We start from the raw sequence: 17,716 nt of genomic DNA, 5'->3' as shown, positions 1-17,716 counted from the left end.
TCCGGCGCGATGCTGCCTGCCAGTCCTCACCCCTGCGAAAGCAGGTTGCGCAGATCGATGATCGCCGCGTTGGCACGCGAGATGTAGTTGGCCATCACCAGCGAGTGGTTGGCGAGCATCCCGTAGCCGCTGCCATTGAGCACTATCGGACTCCACAGCGGTTCCTGCACCGCCTCCAGTTCACGAATGATCTGCCGGACGCTGACAGTCGCGTTTTTCTTCGCCAGTACGTCGGCGAAATCCACCTCGATCGCCCGTAGCAGGTGCGACAGCGCCCAGGCCTGACCACGCGCCTCGTAGAACACGTTGTCGATCTGCAGCCAGGGCGTCTCGACCACCTGCTCGCGGACCTCGGGCACGACGCCGGCGCGCTCCTGCTCGGGCGCCAGGTTGGTATCCAGACGCACGCGACCAACGCTTGCGGACAGACGCTGCGACAGCGAGCCGAGTCGCGTCGCGACGTCACCCAGCCAGTTGTTCAGATTGTCGGCGCGGGTATAGAACAGCGCTTTCGGCGCCGGATCGCTCAGGCGCGCCAGATAACGATCCAGCGCGCGGATGCCGTTGCGGTATTCCGACTCGGACGCCGGCAATGCCCAGCTGCGATTGTCGAAATTGAACAGCGGCTCGCTCTTCGACAGATCGGGGTCTTCGGTCGACTGCGACTGCGAGCGGGTGAAGTCCTTGCGCAGCGCGCGGCTCAGGTCGCGCACCTGAACCAGCACGCCGTATTCCCAGCTCGGCATGTTGTCCAGCCAGAGCCCCGGCGGTGCGATGTCGTTGCTCAGGTAGCCACCCGGCTTGTCCAGCAAGGTGCTGGCCACACGCTTGAGGGTTTCGACGGTGGTGTAGCCGTTGACCAGCTGGCGTTGCGAGCTCGCTGCCGCCTCGCGTGCGTGCTGCGGAACCGGGAACAGTGCGGGTTCGCGACTCCAGTACCAGCCCACGATCAGCGCCGCCAGCAGAAGCAGCCCGACCACCACGGCAAGCGCCGACCACAGCGGGTTGCCCGCGCGCGAAACGGTTGCCGTCGAGCCGCCGCTCGAGCGGCCGAAACGGGCAAAGCGGTTCTTCCAGTCCAGCATGGGCAAAATGTCCTTCTCTCGGATTCAGAGGTTCTGACCGCCTGAGGCGGGCCACGTTGCGGTAAGGTTGCTCACTATAACGCAGCTCCCCGGCATCCTCTGCCGCAATTTGCGAACCACTACCGCCTGCGGCAGCCGCCAGGCCTGCATGCCAGTGATAGCATGGCGCCACCACAAAAAGGCGCTGACCCCGGATGGCCAGCGCAACGGAAAGGCTCATGGCGGACCAGGAAGAACTCAAGCAACACTTTGCCCAGCGCGTGATCCATCAGGCTCGCGAAGTGCTCGACGTCTGGCAGCAATTGCAGCGCGGCGAATGGAGCGAGCGTCACCACAGCGCGCTTGACGATGCCACGCAACGCCTGCGCCGCTTCGCCGAGCGTTTCGAGCAGCCCGAGCACAGCGCCCTGGCGATCGGCATCGAGGATTGCCTGGGCGATATCCGCGACAACCGCGGCCGGCTGTCCAGCGAGACCATCGCGACGCTCAGTCAACTGATCTACCGCCTGGCACGCACCGGACTGCGCCACAACGACCCGCTGACGCAGCCTTTCCTGCCGCCGCTGAGCAAACCGGTCTACCTGGCACTGCAGAATGACCAGCGAGCGGACTACCTGATGCGTCAGCTGGAGTTCTTCAGCATGTCGGCCCAGGCTTTCGACAGCGAGATGGCGTTTCGCGCCGCCATGCACCAGCGCCATCCCGCGGCGATCGTCATGGACGTCGACTTCACCGGCCCCGGCGCCGGACTGCGACTGGCCGAGCAGGTCCAGCAGGGGCTGGAAGACAAGCTGCCGATCCTGTTCTTCAGCCACAGTGAAACCGATACCCCGACACGCCTGGCGGCCGTGCGCGCCGGCGGCCTGGAGTTCTTCACCGGTACGCTGGACGCCTCGACCCTGCTGGAGAAGATCGAAATCTTCACCCGCACCGCGCACAGCGAACCGATCCGCGTACTGATCGTCGACGACTCCCGCGCCCAGGCCACGCACACCGAACGGGTGCTGAACAACGCCGGCATCATCACGCGCATGCTGATCGAGCCGATCCAGGCCATCGGCGCGCTGGCGGAGTTTCAGCCGGACCTGATCATCCTCGACATGTACATGCCCGACTGCATGGGCACCGAACTGGCCAAGGTGATTCGCCAGCACGAACGCTACGTCAGTGTGCCGATCATCTACCTGTCGGCCGAGGACGATCTGGACAAGCAGCTCGACGCGATGGGCGAAGGCGGCGACGACTTCCTCACCAAACCGATCAAGCCGAGCCATCTGATCGCCACCGTGCGCACCCGCGCCGCACGTGCCCGCAGCCTCAAGGCACGCATCGTGCGCGACAGCCTCACCGGCCTGTACAACCACACCCATAGCCTGCAACTGCTGGAAGACGCGCGCTTTCAGGCCCGCCGTGACAATCGCCCGTTGAGCTTCGCCATGCTCGACATCGACCACTTCAAGCGGGTCAACGACACCTACGGCCACCCGATGGGCGACCGGGTGATCCGCAGCCTGGCGCTGTTTCTCAAGCAGCGCCTGCGCAAGACCGACCACATCGGGCGCTATGGCGGCGAGGAATTCGCCGTGGTGTTGCCGGATACGCCGGTGGAAGCGGCGTGCAAGGTGCTCAACGACATTCGCCAGCGCTTCGCCGAGCTGCGCTTTCCCGCGCAGCCGCAAGACCTGAGCTGCACCTTCAGCTGCGGCATCAGCGAGCTGAGCGCCGACACCGACGTCAAGACACTCACCCAGCAGGCGGACGAGGCGCTGTACCGCGCCAAACGCAGCGGCCGCAACCGGGTCGAGCGGTTCTAGTCGATCGGCCGCGCCTAGCGGCTCACAAAAACGTGAGCCGGGCGCGGCTGTCACGCGAATGACATCAAATCGCCATATCTTGCTAGCCTCCCTGGCCTGCTCGAAGAGGCGATGATGCGCCTGAAGTCGCTCACCACGCTCAACACCCTCCTGCTCATCGCGGTTTGCCTGGCCCTCGGCGCCACGCTCTGGTGGTCGGAGCGGGCGATGGAGCGCCCCTATCAGCTGATGGCGCACTACCTGGGATTGTCCCAGCAGTTCCAGCACCAGGCCGCGGAGAACATCGGCGCCTACCTGGTCAGCGGCGACGCAGTGCGCCACAGCCAGGCGCAGAAAGCGCTCGAAACCCTGCAGCAGGACATCGCCGGACTACCGGCCGGATTCGCCGAACGGCTGCAGCCCAGCCTGGACGAGCTGAGCCGTTTCACCGCCAGCGATTTGCTCGCCGCCGGCAAGCTGGCGGGCGATCCACAGGGCTTGCTGCTGCAAGCCGAGCGCGAGATGGCCGGTGCACTGTCGCAGCTCGATCAGTACCGCAGCGCAGCCAATCATCCGAACGCAGCGGACTATCAGCCGCCGCTGTTTGCCGCCAGCCAGCAACTGCTGCGCCTCAGCCACGCCCGCGGCAAGCTGGTCGCCAGCGGCCGCGACGAACTGGCCGGCGAGGTCGAACAGGCACTGCAGGGCTTGCGGCAGGAGGTCAGCCGCCTCGACGCGCTGCCGCTGCTAGGTGTCGCCGCCGAACAGAAATCCGCCGCCAGCAGCTTCGCCGCGCTGCTCGAACTCGACGATTCGGCGAACCAGCAGCAGGCCGAAGACCGCGGCATTGCGCTCAAGCGCGAACTGGCCAGCCTGATCAAACGCTACCCGGCCGAGTTGCAGCGCACCCGCGAACTGATCCGCCAGCGCAGCGAACTGCACGACAGCAGCATGCGCAAAGTCGCCGCCGTGCAACAGGCACTGGCCGAACTGGAGCCGGCAGTGCGCGCCGAACATGGGCGCATCCAGAGCGAGGTACGGCTGATCCAGGGCGCGATCATTGTGCTGATCCTGCTCATCGCCCTGGCGGTCGATCGCCTGCAGCGCCAGCTCACCCGTACCCTCGGGCAGCTGGTGCCGGCCCTGTCGGCATGGGCTGAAGGCGACTTCAGCCGGGACGCGCGGATCGACTCGAAGATTCGCGAGATCATCGATATCGAAACCTCGCTCAACCGTCTGCGCAGCTACCTGCTGCAGCTGGTCGGCACCCTACGCCAGCAGGCCGAGCAGGTCGCTGCCAGCAGCCGCGATCTGGACGAAATGAGCAGCGACCTGCACGACGGAGCGCAACGCCAGACCGGCGACACGGCACAGATTCGCGATTCGCTCGGCGAGCTGGAGGCCACCATCCAGCAGGTGGCCGACGGCGCCGGCGAAGCGGCCGACGCCAGCCGCGCCGCGGCGCATGCCGTGCAGCAAGGTCAGCAGGTGATCGGCCAGAGCCTGACCGGGCTGCATGATCTGGTCAGCGAGGTGCAGGGCAATGCGGTGGCCATCGAACGCCTGGCCGCCGAAACCACCACCATCGGCAACGTGCTGACGGTGATTCGCTCCATCGCCGAGCAGACCAACCTGCTGGCGCTCAATGCTGCCATCGAAGCGGCCCGCGCCGGCGAGCACGGTCGCGGCTTCGCCGTGGTCGCCGACGAGGTGCGTTCACTGGCGCAGCGCACCAGCGGCGCCACCGCGGAAATCCAGCAACTGATTGGCGATCTGCAGCAGGCCGCCACCCAATCGGTCGAAGCCATGCGCAGCCAGGTCGCCCACGCCGAAGGCACCGCCAGTCTGGCGCAGAGCGCCGATCAGGCGCTGGGCGAAATCGTCGCCACCATCGCCACCATCAGCCGCATGGCCGAGCAGATCGCCCAGGCCACCGCGCAGCAGGGCGAGGCGGTCAGCGAGATTCGCGGGCATAGCGAGCGCATCCATCAGCTCGGCGATGCCAACCTGACGCACATCAGCCGCGGCCGCGAACAGAGCGCGCAGATGCTGCGCCTGGGCGGCGAACTGGATCAGGCGACCCAGGCGTTCAGGTTCTAGGTTCGACGGGGGCGCGCCGCTGCGCAGCGGCCTTCATGCCGGCGCGGCCGCGCGCCCGGGGAATCGGCTGACGGCATGCGTGCCGGCGCAAGGCGGCACGCATGCCGTCAGCGATGCGCGATCAGCGCGGCGCCACCGGCCGTTGCGGCTTGCGCCCCTTGCCGGCCGGCTTGCCGCTGCCATTGGCCGCCTTGCGCCGCGCCTCGGCGGCGGCCTTGGCCTGCTCGCGCTTGTCCCAGGCGTTGCCGTCGTGGCTACGCGGCGGCAGACCGGTGTGCTGGGTCAGAATCTTGCCGCCCTGCCCGGCCTTCTTGCTGCCCGCTGGCGTCGAGTTCTTGCGTCGCGCGCTCTGGTAGCCGCCTTCGCTGGCCGGCTGGTGCGCCGGGATCAGCTGATGCTTGCCCGAGCCGATCAGGTCGGCGCGGCCCATGCGGATCAGCGCTTCACGCAGCAGCGGCCAGCCCTTGGGATCGTGGTAGCGCAGGAACGCCTTGTGCAAACGGCGTTGCTCCTCGCTCTTGACGATGGTAACGCCCTCGCTCTTGTAGGTCACCTTGCGCAGCGGGTTCTTGCCGGTGTGATACATGGCGGTCGCCGAGGCCATCGGCGACGGATAGAACGCCTGCACCTGGTCGGCGCGGAAGCCGTTGGCCTTCAGCCACAGGGCGAGGTTCATCATATCCTCGTCGGTGGTTCCTGGATGCGCGGCGATGAAGTACGGGATCAGGTACTGCTCCTTGCCCGCCTCCTTGGAGAACTTGTCGAACATCCGCTTGAACTTGTCGTAGGTCCCGATACCCGGCTTCATCATCTTGTCCAGCGGGCCGCGCTCGGTGTGCTCCGGCGCGATCTTCAGGTAGCCGCCGACGTGATGGGTGACCAGTTCCTTGACGTATTCGGGCGACTCCACCGCCAGGTCGTAGCGCAGACCGGAGGCGATCAGGATCTTCTTCACGCCCGGCAGCGCGCGCGCCTTGCGGTACAGCTCGATGAGCGAGCTGTGATCGGTGTTGAGGTTCTCGCAGATACCGGGGAATACGCAGGACGGCTTGCGGCAGTGCTTTTCGATGTCGTGGCTCTTGCAGGCCAGGCGGTACATGTTGGCCGTCGGTCCGCCAAGGTCGGACACCACGCCGGTGAAGCCGCGCACCTTCTTCATTTCCTCGATCTCGTGGAGGATCGATTCGTGCGAGCGGCTCTGGATGATGCGCCCCTCGTGCTCGGTGATCGAGCAGAAGGTACAGCCGCCGAAGCAGCCGCGCATGATGTTCACCGAGAAGCGGATCATCTCGTACGCCGGAATCTTCGCCCCGCCGTACACCGGGTGCGGTACGCGCTGGAAAGGCGCGGCGAATACGTAGTCCATCTCCTCGGTGGTCAGCGGAATCGGCGGCGGGTTGAGCCACAGCTCGCGCTCGTCGTGGCGCTGCACCAGCGCGCGGGCGTTGCCGGGATTGGTCTCCAAGTGCAGCACACGGTTGGCATGGGCGTACAGCGCCGGGTCGTTGCGCACCTTCTCGAACGACGGCAGACGGATCACCGTGCGCTCGCGCGTGAGCTTGGGATGCGGCAACAGCTCGACCGGCCTGGCTTCCTCGGGATCGTCCTGCGGCGCCTTCTGCTGTTCGATGGAACAGGCGGACAGGTCCTGCGTGTTGACGTAGGGATTGATGATCTGATCGATCTTGCCGGGCCGATCGATGCGCGTGGAATCGATCTCGAACCAGCCTTCCGGCGTGTCCTTACGGATGAATGCCGTGCCGCGCACGTCGGTGATGCTCTCGACCGGCTCGCCACGCGCCAGCCGCTGCGCCACTTCGACGATGGCGCGCTCGGCGTTGCCGTAGAGCAGGATGTCGGCGGTGGCGTCCATCAGGATCGAGCGGCGCACCTTGTCCGACCAGTAGTCGTAGTGCGCGATGCGTCGCAGCGAGGCCTCGATGCCGCCGAGCACTACCGGCACATGCTTGTAGGCCTCCTTGCAGCGCTGGCTGTACACCAGGCTGGCGCGGTCCGGACGCTTGCCGGCCAGTGCGCCGGCGGTATAGGCATCATCCGAACGCACCTTGCGGTCGGCGGTGTAGCGATTGATCATCGAGTCCATGTTGCCGGCGGCGATGCCGAAGAACAGGTTCGGCTCGCCGAGCTTCATGAAGTCATCTTTGCTGTGCCAGTCGGGCTGGCTGATGATGCCGACGCGAAAGCCCTGCGCTTCGAGCAGGCGGCCGATGATCGCCATACCGAACGACGGGTGGTCGACGTAGGCATCGCCGGTGACGATGATCACGTCGCACGAATCCCAGCCGAGCTGATCCATCTCCTCCCTGCTCATCGGCAGGAACGGCGCCGGGCCGAAACACTCGGCCCAGTACTTGGGATAGTCGAACAGCGGCTTGGCGGCAGGCATGGCGGGAAACCGGGCTACGAAAACGGGCGCGGAATATAGCACAAAAAATGATCAGGAAGGCCGAGCGTGCAGCTCGGCCTTTGCCTGGCGGACGAAGGGAATTCTGTCCCGGCGGTCAGCCGCCGAGGTAACGACGCGGCACGCGACCGGTGACCTTGGTCAGCAACTCGTAGCCGATGGTGCCGCAGGCTGTCGCCAGTTCATCGATCGGCACCTGTGCGCCCCATAGCTCCACCGCGTCGCCGAGCTGCGCTTGCGGCAGGTCGGTCAGATCGACTGCGAGCATGTCCATCGATACGCGCCCGGCCAGCGGGACGCGCTGTCCGCGGATCACCACCGAGGTACCGGACGGCGCGCTGCGTGGATAACCATCGGCATAGCCGCAGCTGACGGTACCGATGCGCGACGGGCGCTGCGCCACCCAGCTGGCACCATAGCCGACGCTGTCACCGACCGGCACGTCGCGAATCGCAATCAGCGCGCCGGTCAGCGTCATCACCGGTTTGAGGCCGAGTTCCTGCGCGCTCAGCGTGGCGAACGGCGTGGCACCGTAGAGCATGATGCCGGGACGGATCCAGGCCATGTGCGCCTGCGGCAGCGTCAGTACCGCGGCGGAGTTGGCCAGCGAGCAGTTGTCGAACGCCAGCTCCAGCAGCTGGCCGTAGAACTCGAGCTGACTCTCGTTCAGCGAATGGCCACGCTCGTCGGCGCAGGCGAAATGGCTGATCAGGTTCAGTTCGCCCACCTGCGCCGCACCCTTCAGTCGGGCATGGCAATCTCGCAGGCCATCGACCGTGAAACCGAGCCGGTGCATGCCCGAGTCGAGCTTCATCCAGACGTTCAGCGGCCTCTCCAGCTCCGCATCCAGCAACCAGTCGGTCTGACGTAGATCCTGCACGGCTACATCCAGGCTCAGCTCGGCGGCACGTCGGTATTCGCAAGGCTCGAAACAGCCTTCGAGCAGCAGGATGCGGGCATCCGGGGCGCTGGCGCGCACCACCTCGGCCTCCTCCAGGCAGGCCACGGCGAAACCGTCGGCCACATCGCGCAGCGCCGTCACCACTTCGTGCGCACCATGTCCGTAGGCATTGGCCTTGACCACAGCGAAAGCCTTGCGCTGCGGCGCGCATTGCCTGGCGAGCAGATAGTTGTGGCGAAGCGCAGTCAGATCGACCGTGGCAACCAGCGGACGCATGGGATTTTCCTGTCGGCGAAGGTGAGGCGCAAATCTTAGGCCGATCCGCCGGACGCGGGAAGCGCGCGGACTGCCGCTCGCGCGCTGCGCTTACTCGTCGTCGAACTGATAGCTGCCCGGCGCGAGGTTCTCGAAGCGCGAATACTTGCCGAGGAAGGCCAGGCGGGTGGTGCCGATCGGACCGTTCCGCTGCTTACCGATGATGATTTCGGCGACGCCCTTGTATTCAGTTTCCGGGTGATACACCTCGTCCCGGTAGACGAACATGATGATGTCGGCGTCCTGCTCGATGGCGCCCGATTCGCGCAGGTCGGAGTTCACCGGGCGCTTGTTGGGCCGCTGTTCCAGCGAACGGTTGAGCTGCGACAGCGCGATGACTGGGCAGTTGAATTCCTTCGCCAGGCCTTTGAGCGAGCGGGAAATCTCGGAAATCTCGTTGACCCGGTTGTCGCCGCTGGAGCCCGGTATCTGCATCAGCTGCAGGTAGTCGACCATGATCATGGCGATCTCGCCGTGCTCGCGCGCCAGCCGCCGGGTACGCGCGCGCATCTCCGAGGGGCTGATACCGGCGGTATCGTCGATGAACAGCTTGCGGTCATTGAGCAGGTTCACCGCCGAGGTCAGCCGCGGCCAGTCGTCATCGTCCAGCTTGCCCGCGCGGACCTTGGTCTGGTCGATGCGCCCCAGCGAGGCGAGCATACGAATCACGATGGAGTCGGCGGGCATCTCCAGGGAAAACACCAGCACGGCCTTGTCGGTACGCAGCACGGCGTTTTCCACCAGGTTCATCGCAAAGGTGGTCTTACCCATCGACGGACGACCGGCAACGATGATCAGGTCGGCTGGCTGCAGACCGCTGGTGGCTTCGTCCAGATCGGTGAAGCCGGTGGACAGGCCGGTGATCGCCTCGCCGGCATTGAACAGCGTATCGATGCGGTCGATGGCCTTGACCAGGATGTCGTTGATGCCCACCGGGCCGCCTGTTTTCGGCCGCGCCTCGGCGATCTGGAAGATCAGCCGCTCGGCTTCATCGAGAATTTCCTCGCCGGTGCGCCCTTGCGGTGCGTAGGCGCTGTCGGCGATCTCGTTGCTGATACCGATCAGCTGCCGCAGCGTGGCCCGCTCACGGATGATCTGCGCATAGGCCTTGATGTTCGCCACCGACGGCGTGTTCTTCGCCAGCTCGCCAAGGTAGGCCAGACCACCGACCTGCGGCAGCTGCCCTTCCTTGTCCAGCTGCTCGGACAGCGTCACCACGTCGAACGGCGAGTTGCGCTCGGCCAGCTTGTAGATCGCCCGGAAGATCAGGCGATGATCGTGGCGGTAGAAGTCGCCATCGGAGACCTGGTCGAGCACGCGCTCCCAGGCGTTGTTGTCCAGCATCAGACCGCCCAGCACGGCCTGTTCGGCCTCGATGGAGTGCGGCGGCACCTTGAGCGCGGCGGTTTCCAGGTCGTACTGCTGGGGCACACTGATGTCGTTCATGATTCTTTCGCGATTCGAAACAGCAGAAAAACAAAGGGCACGTCCCGCTCGCGCGGAAACGTGCCCGATGTTACGCGTCAGGCACCGGAGGTGCCAGGCGACACCTTAGGCGGCGACGACGATCAGCTTGACAGTCGCTTCGACGTCGGTGTGCAGGTGCACGGCCACGTCGTATTCGCCGGTCTGGCGAATGGTGCCGTTCGGCAGGCGAACTTCGCTCTTGGCCACTTCAACGCCGGAGGCGGTCAGGGCATCGGCGATGTCGTGGGTACCGATGGAACCGAACAGCTTGCCTTCATCGCCCGCGGTTGCGGTGATGGTGACTTCCAGTTCAGCCAGCTGCGCAGCGCGAGCTTCGGCCGAAGCCTTCTTCTCGGCAGCAGCCTTTTCCAGCTCGGCGCGGCGTGCTTCGAACGCTGCGATGTTGGCAGCGGTCGCGGCAGTGGCCTTGCCTTGCGGCAGCAGGTAGTTACGGCCGTAACCGGATTTGACGTTTACCTTGTCGCCCAGGTTGCCCAGGTTGGCGATCTTTTCCAGCAGGATGACTTCCATTTGAGTCTTACCTCTTAACTTTTAACCTTCACCGTTCGCAGGTCCCGCGCCGTTCTTGCCGGCCGCGCGACCACGAAAATCAAACAGACTGTCGACGATGGCCAACACGGCCAGCAACGGATAGATCAACTGCATGAACAGCACCAGCGTAACGTACAGCCCCACCAGCCAGAACCGCGGCAGACGCCCCTGTGCCACCAGACCGTGCATCAGCGCAACCCCGGCGAACACCAGCGGCACGCTGCACAGCGGCGTCAGCACCGCGAACTGCGCACCGAGACTCGGGCCGAGCAACATGCCCACCAGCAGCATGATTGCCACCACCGGCGGAAAACGCAGCGCTCGAAACTCGCCCCCGAATCCACCCGGGTTGTACAGCGCCGCTTGCCAGTAACGCGCCAGCATCAGGCTGAGCAGCGTGACGATCTGCAGCAGCGCCGCCAGCAGGCCGGTCAGCACCGGAGCCAGCAGCGCGCCCAGACGCGCACGCTCCTCGTCGGAGAACTGCTCGTAGGCGCCCGACAACGTCTCGGGCAGGATCTTCTGCAGCTCCCCGGCCAGCGCAGCAATAGGCTCGCCGAATACCGCACCGAGACCCCAGACATACAGCAGTCCGAGGGCCACGCTGCACAGCATCACCCGCGCCCAGGACGCCTGGTTGCGCAGCAGAAGCGCCAGTCCCAGCGAACCGAGCAGCACCAGCAGCGTGCGCGGATCACCGAAGTACCACCACGCCAGCGCCGGCACAATCGCCCAGACCAGTACGCTCAGCGCGTCGTTGAGCCCTCTGCGAAGCAGCACCAGGCTGCCCGCGGCGGCACTGAGCCAGAACAGCATTGGCAGCGCGGCGGCAACACCAACCACCAGGATGGCCTGCATACGGCCACGCATGATGAATTCGGCCAGCGCACGCATACGCTCTATCTATCCCTTACGTTCGTCGACCAGCCCGATCAACGGCCGTGGCTGTCGGTGTAGGGCAGCAGGGCCAGGTAGCGGGCGCGCTTGATAGCGGTGGCCAGCTGACGCTGATAGCGGGCTTTGGTTCCGGTGATGCGGCTAGGAACGATCTTGCCGGTCTCGGAGATGTAGGCCTTCAGGGTGTTGAGATCCTTGTAATCGATCTCTTTCACGCCTTCGGCGGTGAAACGGCAGAACTTACGACGACGGAAAAAACGTGCCATGAAATAGGCTCCTCAATAGATCCGTGGATTACTCGTCAGCGCTGTTGTCGCTGTCGCTGTCACTGTCGGCGGAGCCGTCGGTGTTTTCAGGACGATCACGACGCTCGCGGCGCTCGCTACGGTTTTCCTCAGCCTTGAGCATCTCGGACTGTTCGGTCACGGCTTCGTCGCGACGGATAACCAGGTTACGGATGACGGCGTCGTTGTAGCGGAAGTTGTCTTCCAGCTCGGCCAGTGCCTTGCCGCTGCACTCGACGTTCAGCATCACGTAGTGAGCCTTGTGCACGTTGTTGATGGCGTAAGCCAGCTGACGACGGCCCCAGTCTTCCAGGCGGTGGACCTTGCCACCATCTTCTTCGATCAGCTTGGTGTAACGCTCCACCATGCCGCCGACCTGCTCGCTCTGGTCCGGGTGCACCAGAAAGATGATTTCGTAATGACGCATAACTGCTCCTTACGGGTTGCAGCCTGCCGACAATGCGGTCAGGCAAGGAGTGAATGACTTGTTGACCTTGCCGGCACGAAGGCGCGCGAGCGCCTGCCATGCAGGCAAGGGGCGCCATTCTAGAGAAGGGCCTGGACCGGCGCAAGGCGAAGTGGTGAAATTTTAACCACCCTCTCCCGCATGGTCGCGGCCCCGTTCGTGCGCGATCGTGTCCAGTAGCTCGCGCACCTGATGGATGTCGTAGGGCTTGAGCATGACCCGCAGCGAGTCGATACCCTCCTCACGCGCATCCACCGCATAGCCGGAGGCGATCACCAGGGCCAGCCCCGGGTGTCGCTGCTGCGCCTGACGGACCAGCTCGATGCCGCTCATGCCGGCCAAACCAACGTCGGTGAGCAGAACATCGAAGGGCTGCGCCGCCAGCTGCTCGAGCGCATCCTCGGCCGACTCGCTGAGCACGACCTGATGGCCGAGCTCAGCGATCACCTCGCCGGTAAGCATGCGCAGCGTCGGGTCGTCCTCGACGAAAAGCACTTTCAGCACGCTATCTACCTCCGTCGCCGCCGGCACGCTTGCTGTAGCATCGACATCGACATCGACATCGGCCTCCAAGCTGCGCGGCAGATAGAGGTGCACCGCCGTGCCGCTGCCCGCCTCGCTGTCTAGCGTGACGAAGCCACCGCTCTGCTTGACGAAGCCGTAGACCATGCTCAACCCCAGCCCCGAGGCACTGCCGGCCTGCTTGGTTGTGAAGAAGGGCTCGAAAGCTCGCTGGCTGACCTCAGGCTCCATGCCGCCGCCCTCATCAATCACGCTCAGCTGCACGAAATCACCCGTCGCGGGCTGGGCCTGCAGCTTGCGGTTGCGCAAGCGCACCAACAGCCGGCCGCTTCCGTTCATGGCGTCGCGCGCATTGGTAGCCAGATGGATGATCGCGCTCTGCAGATTGCCGATGTCGACCGATACCGGCCATAGCGCCTCGTCGGCATCGAGTTCGACACGTACTCCAGCACCAAGAGCGCCCTCTAGCAATTCGCGCATCTGCGTTACGGTTTGAGCGAGCTGCACCGGTTGCGGCCGCTGTGGCTGGCGGCTGGCAAAGGCCAGCAGTTGCGAGGCCAGGCGTGCGCCTTTCTCGACCCCGCCAACCGCAGAATCCAGCCTCCGCAGTGCAGACTCGTCGTTGCCCAGACTGCGGCGCAGCAGTTGCAGGTTGCCGCCGATGACCTGCAACATGTTGTTGAAGTCGTGCGCGATGCCGCCGGTCAGCTTGCCTATCGCCTCCAGCTTCTGCGCCTGTAGCAGAGCCTCTTCCGCTGCCTGGCGCTGCATTTCGCTGCGCGACAGCTCCTCGGTCGTGGACCCTACGAGCTCTTCTAGATGCCGGCGATAGCGATGCCGGTCCTCGTCACGCTCCGAGGCACTGTGCAGCGCGAGACTCTGCAGCAGCGCCACGACCTCGCCACGCTCGTCCTGCAGCGGTGTATGCACCAGTCTTGCACCATGCGCCCCCCCGACCACCGACGGCAGTGCATCGTTGGCCCTGCTATCAAGCGCACGCGCGCAGGATGCCCGCATTGCGGCAACATCGAAGCGCGCATCATCGGCGAACGCTTCGTCCAGCTGACGGCCACTCAGCTCATGGTGCGCCCGCCCGAGCAACGCCAGGGCGGCCGGGTTGACATCCACCACCCACAGCTGCGGATCGAGCAACAGGTAGGCATTCGGAGAAGCCCGAAACAGGCTTTCAAAAGACAGGCGTTGCATACAACCTCCATGATACGAGCCTGACGCCATTGTCTGGATTGCTCGTACGACATTCCCTGGCCGGGCGGCCGTCACAGGATGCAAGCGGATCGGAAAAAAGGCGCTGACTGCCGTCAGGCACAGGTCAGCCATTGACCGCGAAACGGGCAAAGCGTTTCCCTGGAGTGGAAAAAGCGTGCGGCAGCCATCTCTGCAGACAGCCGCCGCCGATCAGCCGCGTGTCGCGGCCGCGCTGCGCTGGCGCAGCGCCTCGAACAGACAGACGCCGGTGGCGACCGACACGTTGAGACTGCTCACGCTGCCTGCCATCGGCAACCGCACCAGATAATCGCAATGCTCACGGGTCAGCCGGCGCATACCCTTGCCTTCGGCCCCCATCACTAGCGCGATCGGCCCGGTCAGGTCCTGCGCATAAAGCTCCTGTTCTGCCTCGCCGGCAGTACCGACGATCCAGATGCCGCGCTGCTGCAGTTTTTCCAGCGAGCGCGCGAGATTGGTCACCGCCACCAGCGGAATCACCTCGGCTGCACCGCAGGCCACCTTGCGCACCGTAGCGTTGAGCGTCGCCGACTTGTCCTTCGGCACGATCACCGCCAGTGCCCCGGCGGCGTCGGCCGTGCGCAGGCATGCACCCAGGTTGTGCGGATCGGTCACCCCATCGAGCACCAACAGCAGCGGCGCAGCTTCGGCGCGATCCAGCAGCTCATCGAGCATCGCCTCGCCCCAGACCTGGCTGGGACTGACCTCGGCGACCACGCCCTGATGCACTCCTTCGACCCAGGCGTCCATCTCGCGGCGCTCGCACTGGCCGATGCGCACGCGCGCCTGGCCGGCCAGCTCGATCAGCGTCTGCACACGCGGATCGCCACGCCCTTCGGCCAGCCAAACCTGTTTGACCCGCCGGGGATGGTGACGCAGCAGCGCCTCGACCGCGTGCAGGCCGTAGATTTTTTCCAGGTCGCTCATGGTTTGGCCTTGCGTTTTCTCGCACCGGCAGGGCTCGAACCGCCGGGAGCCGGCTTGCCGTCAGCCTTGCGCTTCGAGCCGCCACGCTTGGGTTTTTCCGCGCCACGGTCGCGCCCGCTCTTGCCCTTGGCTTCGGACAGCAGCGCCTGCTTCAGCTCACGACTCTTGCGTACGCTGGCATCGGCCGGTTCCTGGCTGCGCGCCGGACGCCGATCATCACCAGCCTTGCCACGCGCCGCGCCGCCCTTGCGCGCACCGCCCTCGCCCACGCCGGCGACCTTGCTGCCGCCGCCGATCAGTTCGAAGTCGATCTTGCGTTCGTCCAGATCCACGCGCATCACCCGCACCTCGACGCTGTCGCCGAGACGGAAACTGCGCCCGCTCCGCTCGCCGGAGAGACGATGATGCAGCGGATCGAAATGGTAGTAGTCGCCCGGCATCGCCGTGACGTGCACCAGACCTTCGACATAGATATCAGTCAGCTCGACGAACAAGCCGAACCCGGTCACCGCGGTGATCACGCCGGGGAACGTTTCGCCGACACGATCGCGCATGAACTCGCACTTGAGCCAGTTGACGACGTCGCGGGTGGCCTCGTCGGCGCGCCGCTCGGTCATCGAACACTGCTCGCCGAGCTGCTCCAGCGCTGCCTCGTCGTAGGGGTAGATACGCGCTTTGGGCATGCTCGTCGCACCCTCGCGCCGCACGTGCGGCGTGTCGCGCCGCGAACGGATCACGCTGCGAATCGCGCGGTGTACCAGCAGGTCCGGATAGCGCCGGATCGGCGAGGTGAAGTGGGCGTAGGCTTCGTAGTTCAGGCCGAAGTGGCCATGGTTGTCGGCGCTGTAGACCGCCTGACTCAACGAACGCAGCATGACCGTCTGGATGACGTGAAAATCCGGACGATCCTGAATGCGCTCCAGCAGAGCCTGGTAATCCTTCGGCGTCGGACCCTCCTTGCCCTTGTGCAGACTCAGGCCCAGTTCGCCAAGGAAGGCGCGCAGCTTCTCCTGACGCTCCAGCGGCGGACCGTCGTGCACGCGATACAGGGCGGGGATGTCGTGCTTCTGCAGGAACGCGGCGGTGGCCACGTTGGCGCACAGCATGCATTCCTCGATCAGCTTGTGCGCGTCGTTGCGCTCGGTCGGCTTGATTTCGGCGATCTTGCGTCCGGCGCCGAAAACGATGCGTGTCTCCTGCGTCTCGAAGTCGATCGCACCCCGCGTGTGACGCGCCTTCAGCAGCACCTTGTACAGCGCATAAAGCTGCTTGAGATGCGGCAGCACCTCGGCGTACTCCTCGCTCAGCCGCTTGCCCTCGGGAGATTTGGGCCGCTCGAGCATATCGCTGACCTTGTTGTAGGTCAGCCGCGCATGGGAGTGGATCACCGCTTCGTAGAACTGGTAGTCGGTCATCTTGCCCGACTTGTTCAGGGTGATCTCGCAGACCATCGCCAGACGGTCCACACCAGGATTCAGCGAGCACAGGCCGTTGGACAGCTGCTCGGGCAACATCGGCACCACCCGCTCGGGGAAATACACCGAGTTACCGCGCACCTCGGCTTCGTGATCCAGCGCCGAACCAACCTTCACATAATGCGAGACGTCGGCGATGGCGACGTACAGGCGGAACCCACCGGTCAGCAGCTTCCAGCCGCCGGGCTTCTCGCAGTAGACCGCGTCGTCGAAGTCTCGCGCATCCTCGCCGTCGATAGTGACGAAGGGCAGATGCCGCAGGTCGACGCGCTTGAGCTTGTCCTTCTCGTCCACCTCGGGCTTGAGCCGCGCCGCTTCCTTGAGTACCGCCTCGGGCCACACATGGGGGATATCGAAGCTGCGCAGCGCCACGTCGATTTCCATCCCCGGCGCCATATAGTTACCGATCACCTCGACGATGTCCCCCTGCGGCTGGAAGCGCGGGGTGGGCCAGTGGGTAATCTTCACCTCGACGAACTGACCGGGCTTGGCATTCAGCGCGCGGCCCGGCGTGACCAGGACCTCCTGCTGAATCTTGGGGTTATCGGCTACCACGAAGCCGACGTCGCTCTCGATCTGATAGCGCCCCACGATGGTTTCATGGGCTCGACTGATGACCTCGACAATCGCCCCCTCGCGACGCCCACGCCGATCCAGCCCGGACACCCGCGCCAGGCAGCGATCGCCATCGAAGACCAGGCGCATCTGCGCCGGCCCGAGAAAGAGGTCGTCGCTACCGTCATCGGGAATCAGGAAGCCGAAGCCGTCGCGATGACCGCTGACTCGGCCACAGACCAGATCGAGCTTGTCCACTGGCGCGTAGGTTCCGCGCCGGGTGTAGATAAGCTGACCGTCACGCTCCATCGCGCGCAGTCGACGACGCAGTGCCTCGACGTCCTCATCGGAAACCAGGCCGAACTCTTCGACCAGCTGTTCGCGCGCGGCCGGCGAGCCACGCTCAGACAGGTGCCGGAGGATCAGTTCGCGGCTGGGAATGGGGTTATCGTACTTTTCCGCTTCACGGGCGGCCTCGGGATCGAGGGATTGCCAATCGGCCATTAAGAAATGTCACCTTTCTATTCAATTATCGAGACGGAACGTCATAAGTGTATTGAAGCGCGAAATGCCCGCGGGCGGCACCTTTACGCTGAATTATTTTTCGGGATCAGGGGTTTACAACCCTGAACCTCGCCCGTATAGTTCGCGTCCACAATGTCCAACAGACGTTGTATCACGGAAACGCTCAAGCAATACTGTTTCCC

The 17,716-nt window shown here is 64.8% G+C and carries 13 protein-coding genes; 2 read left to right on the top strand and 11 right to left on the bottom strand.

Annotated features, from left to right (window positions below; all coding sequences use genetic code 11):
* Positions 1–26: 26 nt before the first annotated feature.
* Complete coding sequence (locus tag NAV27_RS14870) at positions 27–1,085, bottom strand: DUF2333 family protein (RefSeq protein ID WP_102827810.1); 1,059 nt, start codon at positions 1,083–1,085, stop codon at positions 27–29.
* A 218-nt stretch (positions 1,086–1,303) separates the two neighbouring features.
* Here NAV27_RS14870 and NAV27_RS14865 point away from each other — a divergent pair, with 218 nt between their 5' ends.
* Together NAV27_RS14865 and NAV27_RS14860 are read left to right on the top strand one after the other, a co-directional pair.
* Positions 1,304–2,899, top strand: a complete 1,596-nt coding sequence (locus NAV27_RS14865; protein ID WP_102827811.1) for a response regulator — start codon at positions 1,304–1,306, stop codon at positions 2,897–2,899.
* 114 nt (positions 2,900–3,013) lie between these two features.
* A complete protein-coding gene (locus tag NAV27_RS14860; RefSeq protein ID WP_102828257.1) occupies positions 3,014–4,978 on the top strand; it encodes a methyl-accepting chemotaxis protein in 1,965 nt (654 codons plus the stop codon).
* 121 nt (positions 4,979–5,099) lie between these two features.
* On the opposite strand, the gene NAV27_RS14855 is transcribed toward NAV27_RS14860, so the two are convergent.
* From NAV27_RS14855 to rnr, 10 genes are all read right to left on the bottom strand, one after another.
* Positions 5,100–7,385 carry a YgiQ family radical SAM protein gene (locus tag NAV27_RS14855; protein WP_102827812.1) on the bottom strand — a complete coding sequence of 762 codons (2,286 nt, stop codon included), beginning with the start codon at positions 7,383–7,385 and terminating at the stop codon, positions 5,100–5,102.
* Positions 7,386–7,500: 115 nt separating this feature from the next.
* A complete protein-coding gene (alr, locus tag NAV27_RS14850) occupies positions 7,501–8,580 on the bottom strand; it encodes an alanine racemase (RefSeq protein ID WP_102827813.1) in 1,080 nt (359 codons plus the stop codon).
* 90 nt (positions 8,581–8,670) lie between these two features.
* The gene (dnaB, locus tag NAV27_RS14845) at positions 8,671–10,065 is read right to left on the bottom strand and encodes a replicative DNA helicase (RefSeq protein ID WP_008569729.1); all 1,395 of its coding nucleotides are present in this window, start codon (positions 10,063–10,065) and stop codon (positions 8,671–8,673) included.
* Positions 10,066–10,170: 105 nt separating this feature from the next.
* A complete protein-coding gene (rplI, locus tag NAV27_RS14840) occupies positions 10,171–10,617 on the bottom strand; it encodes a 50S ribosomal protein L9 (RefSeq protein ID WP_003288134.1) in 447 nt (148 codons plus the stop codon).
* Between the two features lie 21 nt (positions 10,618–10,638).
* Positions 10,639–11,532 carry a YybS family protein gene (locus NAV27_RS14835; protein ID WP_102827814.1) on the bottom strand — a complete coding sequence of 298 codons (894 nt, stop codon included), beginning with the start codon at positions 11,530–11,532 and terminating at the stop codon, positions 10,639–10,641.
* Between the two features lie 38 nt (positions 11,533–11,570).
* On the bottom strand, positions 11,571–11,801 hold the full coding sequence (gene rpsR, locus NAV27_RS14830; RefSeq protein WP_003283112.1) for a 30S ribosomal protein S18: 231 nt from the start codon (positions 11,799–11,801) through the stop codon (positions 11,571–11,573).
* Positions 11,802–11,829: 28 nt separating this feature from the next.
* Positions 11,830–12,246 (bottom strand): 30S ribosomal protein S6, encoded by a 417-nt coding sequence (gene rpsF / locus NAV27_RS14825; RefSeq protein WP_008569726.1) that lies wholly within the window; start codon positions 12,244–12,246, stop codon positions 11,830–11,832.
* Between the two features lie 162 nt (positions 12,247–12,408).
* Positions 12,409–14,013, bottom strand: a complete 1,605-nt coding sequence (locus NAV27_RS14820; protein WP_102827815.1) for an ATP-binding protein — start codon at positions 14,011–14,013, stop codon at positions 12,409–12,411.
* 210 nt (positions 14,014–14,223) lie between these two features.
* Entirely contained in the window at positions 14,224–14,979 is a 756-nt protein-coding gene (gene rlmB / locus NAV27_RS14815) for a 23S rRNA (guanosine(2251)-2'-O)-methyltransferase RlmB (protein WP_102827816.1), read from the bottom strand.
* Positions 14,976–17,513, bottom strand: a complete 2,538-nt coding sequence (gene rnr / locus NAV27_RS14810; RefSeq protein WP_102827817.1) for a ribonuclease R — start codon at positions 17,511–17,513, stop codon at positions 14,976–14,978. Before rnr ends, rlmB begins: the two co-directional genes overlap by 4 nt.
* Positions 17,514–17,716 lie beyond the last annotated feature (203 nt).

It is taken from the genome of Stutzerimonas degradans, from assembly GCF_024448505.1.
Taxonomy (GTDB): Bacteria; Pseudomonadota; Gammaproteobacteria; order Pseudomonadales; family Pseudomonadaceae; genus Stutzerimonas; species Stutzerimonas degradans.
This window is presented reverse-complemented; position numbering and strand designations above follow the sequence as displayed.

Coding starts and splice junctions, on each gene's coding strand:
- rpsF (WP_008569726.1), bottom strand. CDS start 12,246: ATGCGTCATTACGAAATCATCTTTCTGGTGCACCCGGACCAGAGCGAG.
- NAV27_RS14870 (WP_102827810.1), bottom strand. CDS start 1,085: ATGCTGGACTGGAAGAACCGCTTTGCCCGTTTCGGCCGCTCGAGCGGC.
- NAV27_RS14855 (WP_102827812.1), bottom strand. CDS start 7,385: ATGCCTGCCGCCAAGCCGCTGTTCGACTATCCCAAGTACTGGGCCGAG.
- NAV27_RS14865 (WP_102827811.1), top strand. CDS start 1,304: ATGGCGGACCAGGAAGAACTCAAGCAACACTTTGCCCAGCGCGTGATC.
- rnr (WP_102827817.1), bottom strand. CDS start 17,513: ATGGCCGATTGGCAATCCCTCGATCCCGAGGCCGCCCGTGAAGCGGAA.
- NAV27_RS14820 (WP_102827815.1), bottom strand. CDS start 14,013: ATGCAACGCCTGTCTTTTGAAAGCCTGTTTCGGGCTTCTCCGAATGCC.
- rpsR (WP_003283112.1), bottom strand. CDS start 11,801: ATGGCACGTTTTTTCCGTCGTCGTAAGTTCTGCCGTTTCACCGCCGAA.
- rlmB (WP_102827816.1), bottom strand. CDS start 14,979: ATGAGCGACCTGGAAAAAATCTACGGCCTGCACGCGGTCGAGGCGCTG.
- NAV27_RS14835 (WP_102827814.1), bottom strand. CDS start 11,532: ATGCGTGCGCTGGCCGAATTCATCATGCGTGGCCGTATGCAGGCCATC.
- rplI (WP_003288134.1), bottom strand. CDS start 10,617: ATGGAAGTCATCCTGCTGGAAAAGATCGCCAACCTGGGCAACCTGGGC.
- NAV27_RS14860 (WP_102828257.1), top strand. CDS start 3,014: ATGCGCCTGAAGTCGCTCACCACGCTCAACACCCTCCTGCTCATCGCG.
- alr (WP_102827813.1), bottom strand. CDS start 8,580: ATGCGTCCGCTGGTTGCCACGGTCGATCTGACTGCGCTTCGCCACAAC.
- dnaB (WP_008569729.1), bottom strand. CDS start 10,065: ATGAACGACATCAGTGTGCCCCAGCAGTACGACCTGGAAACCGCCGCG.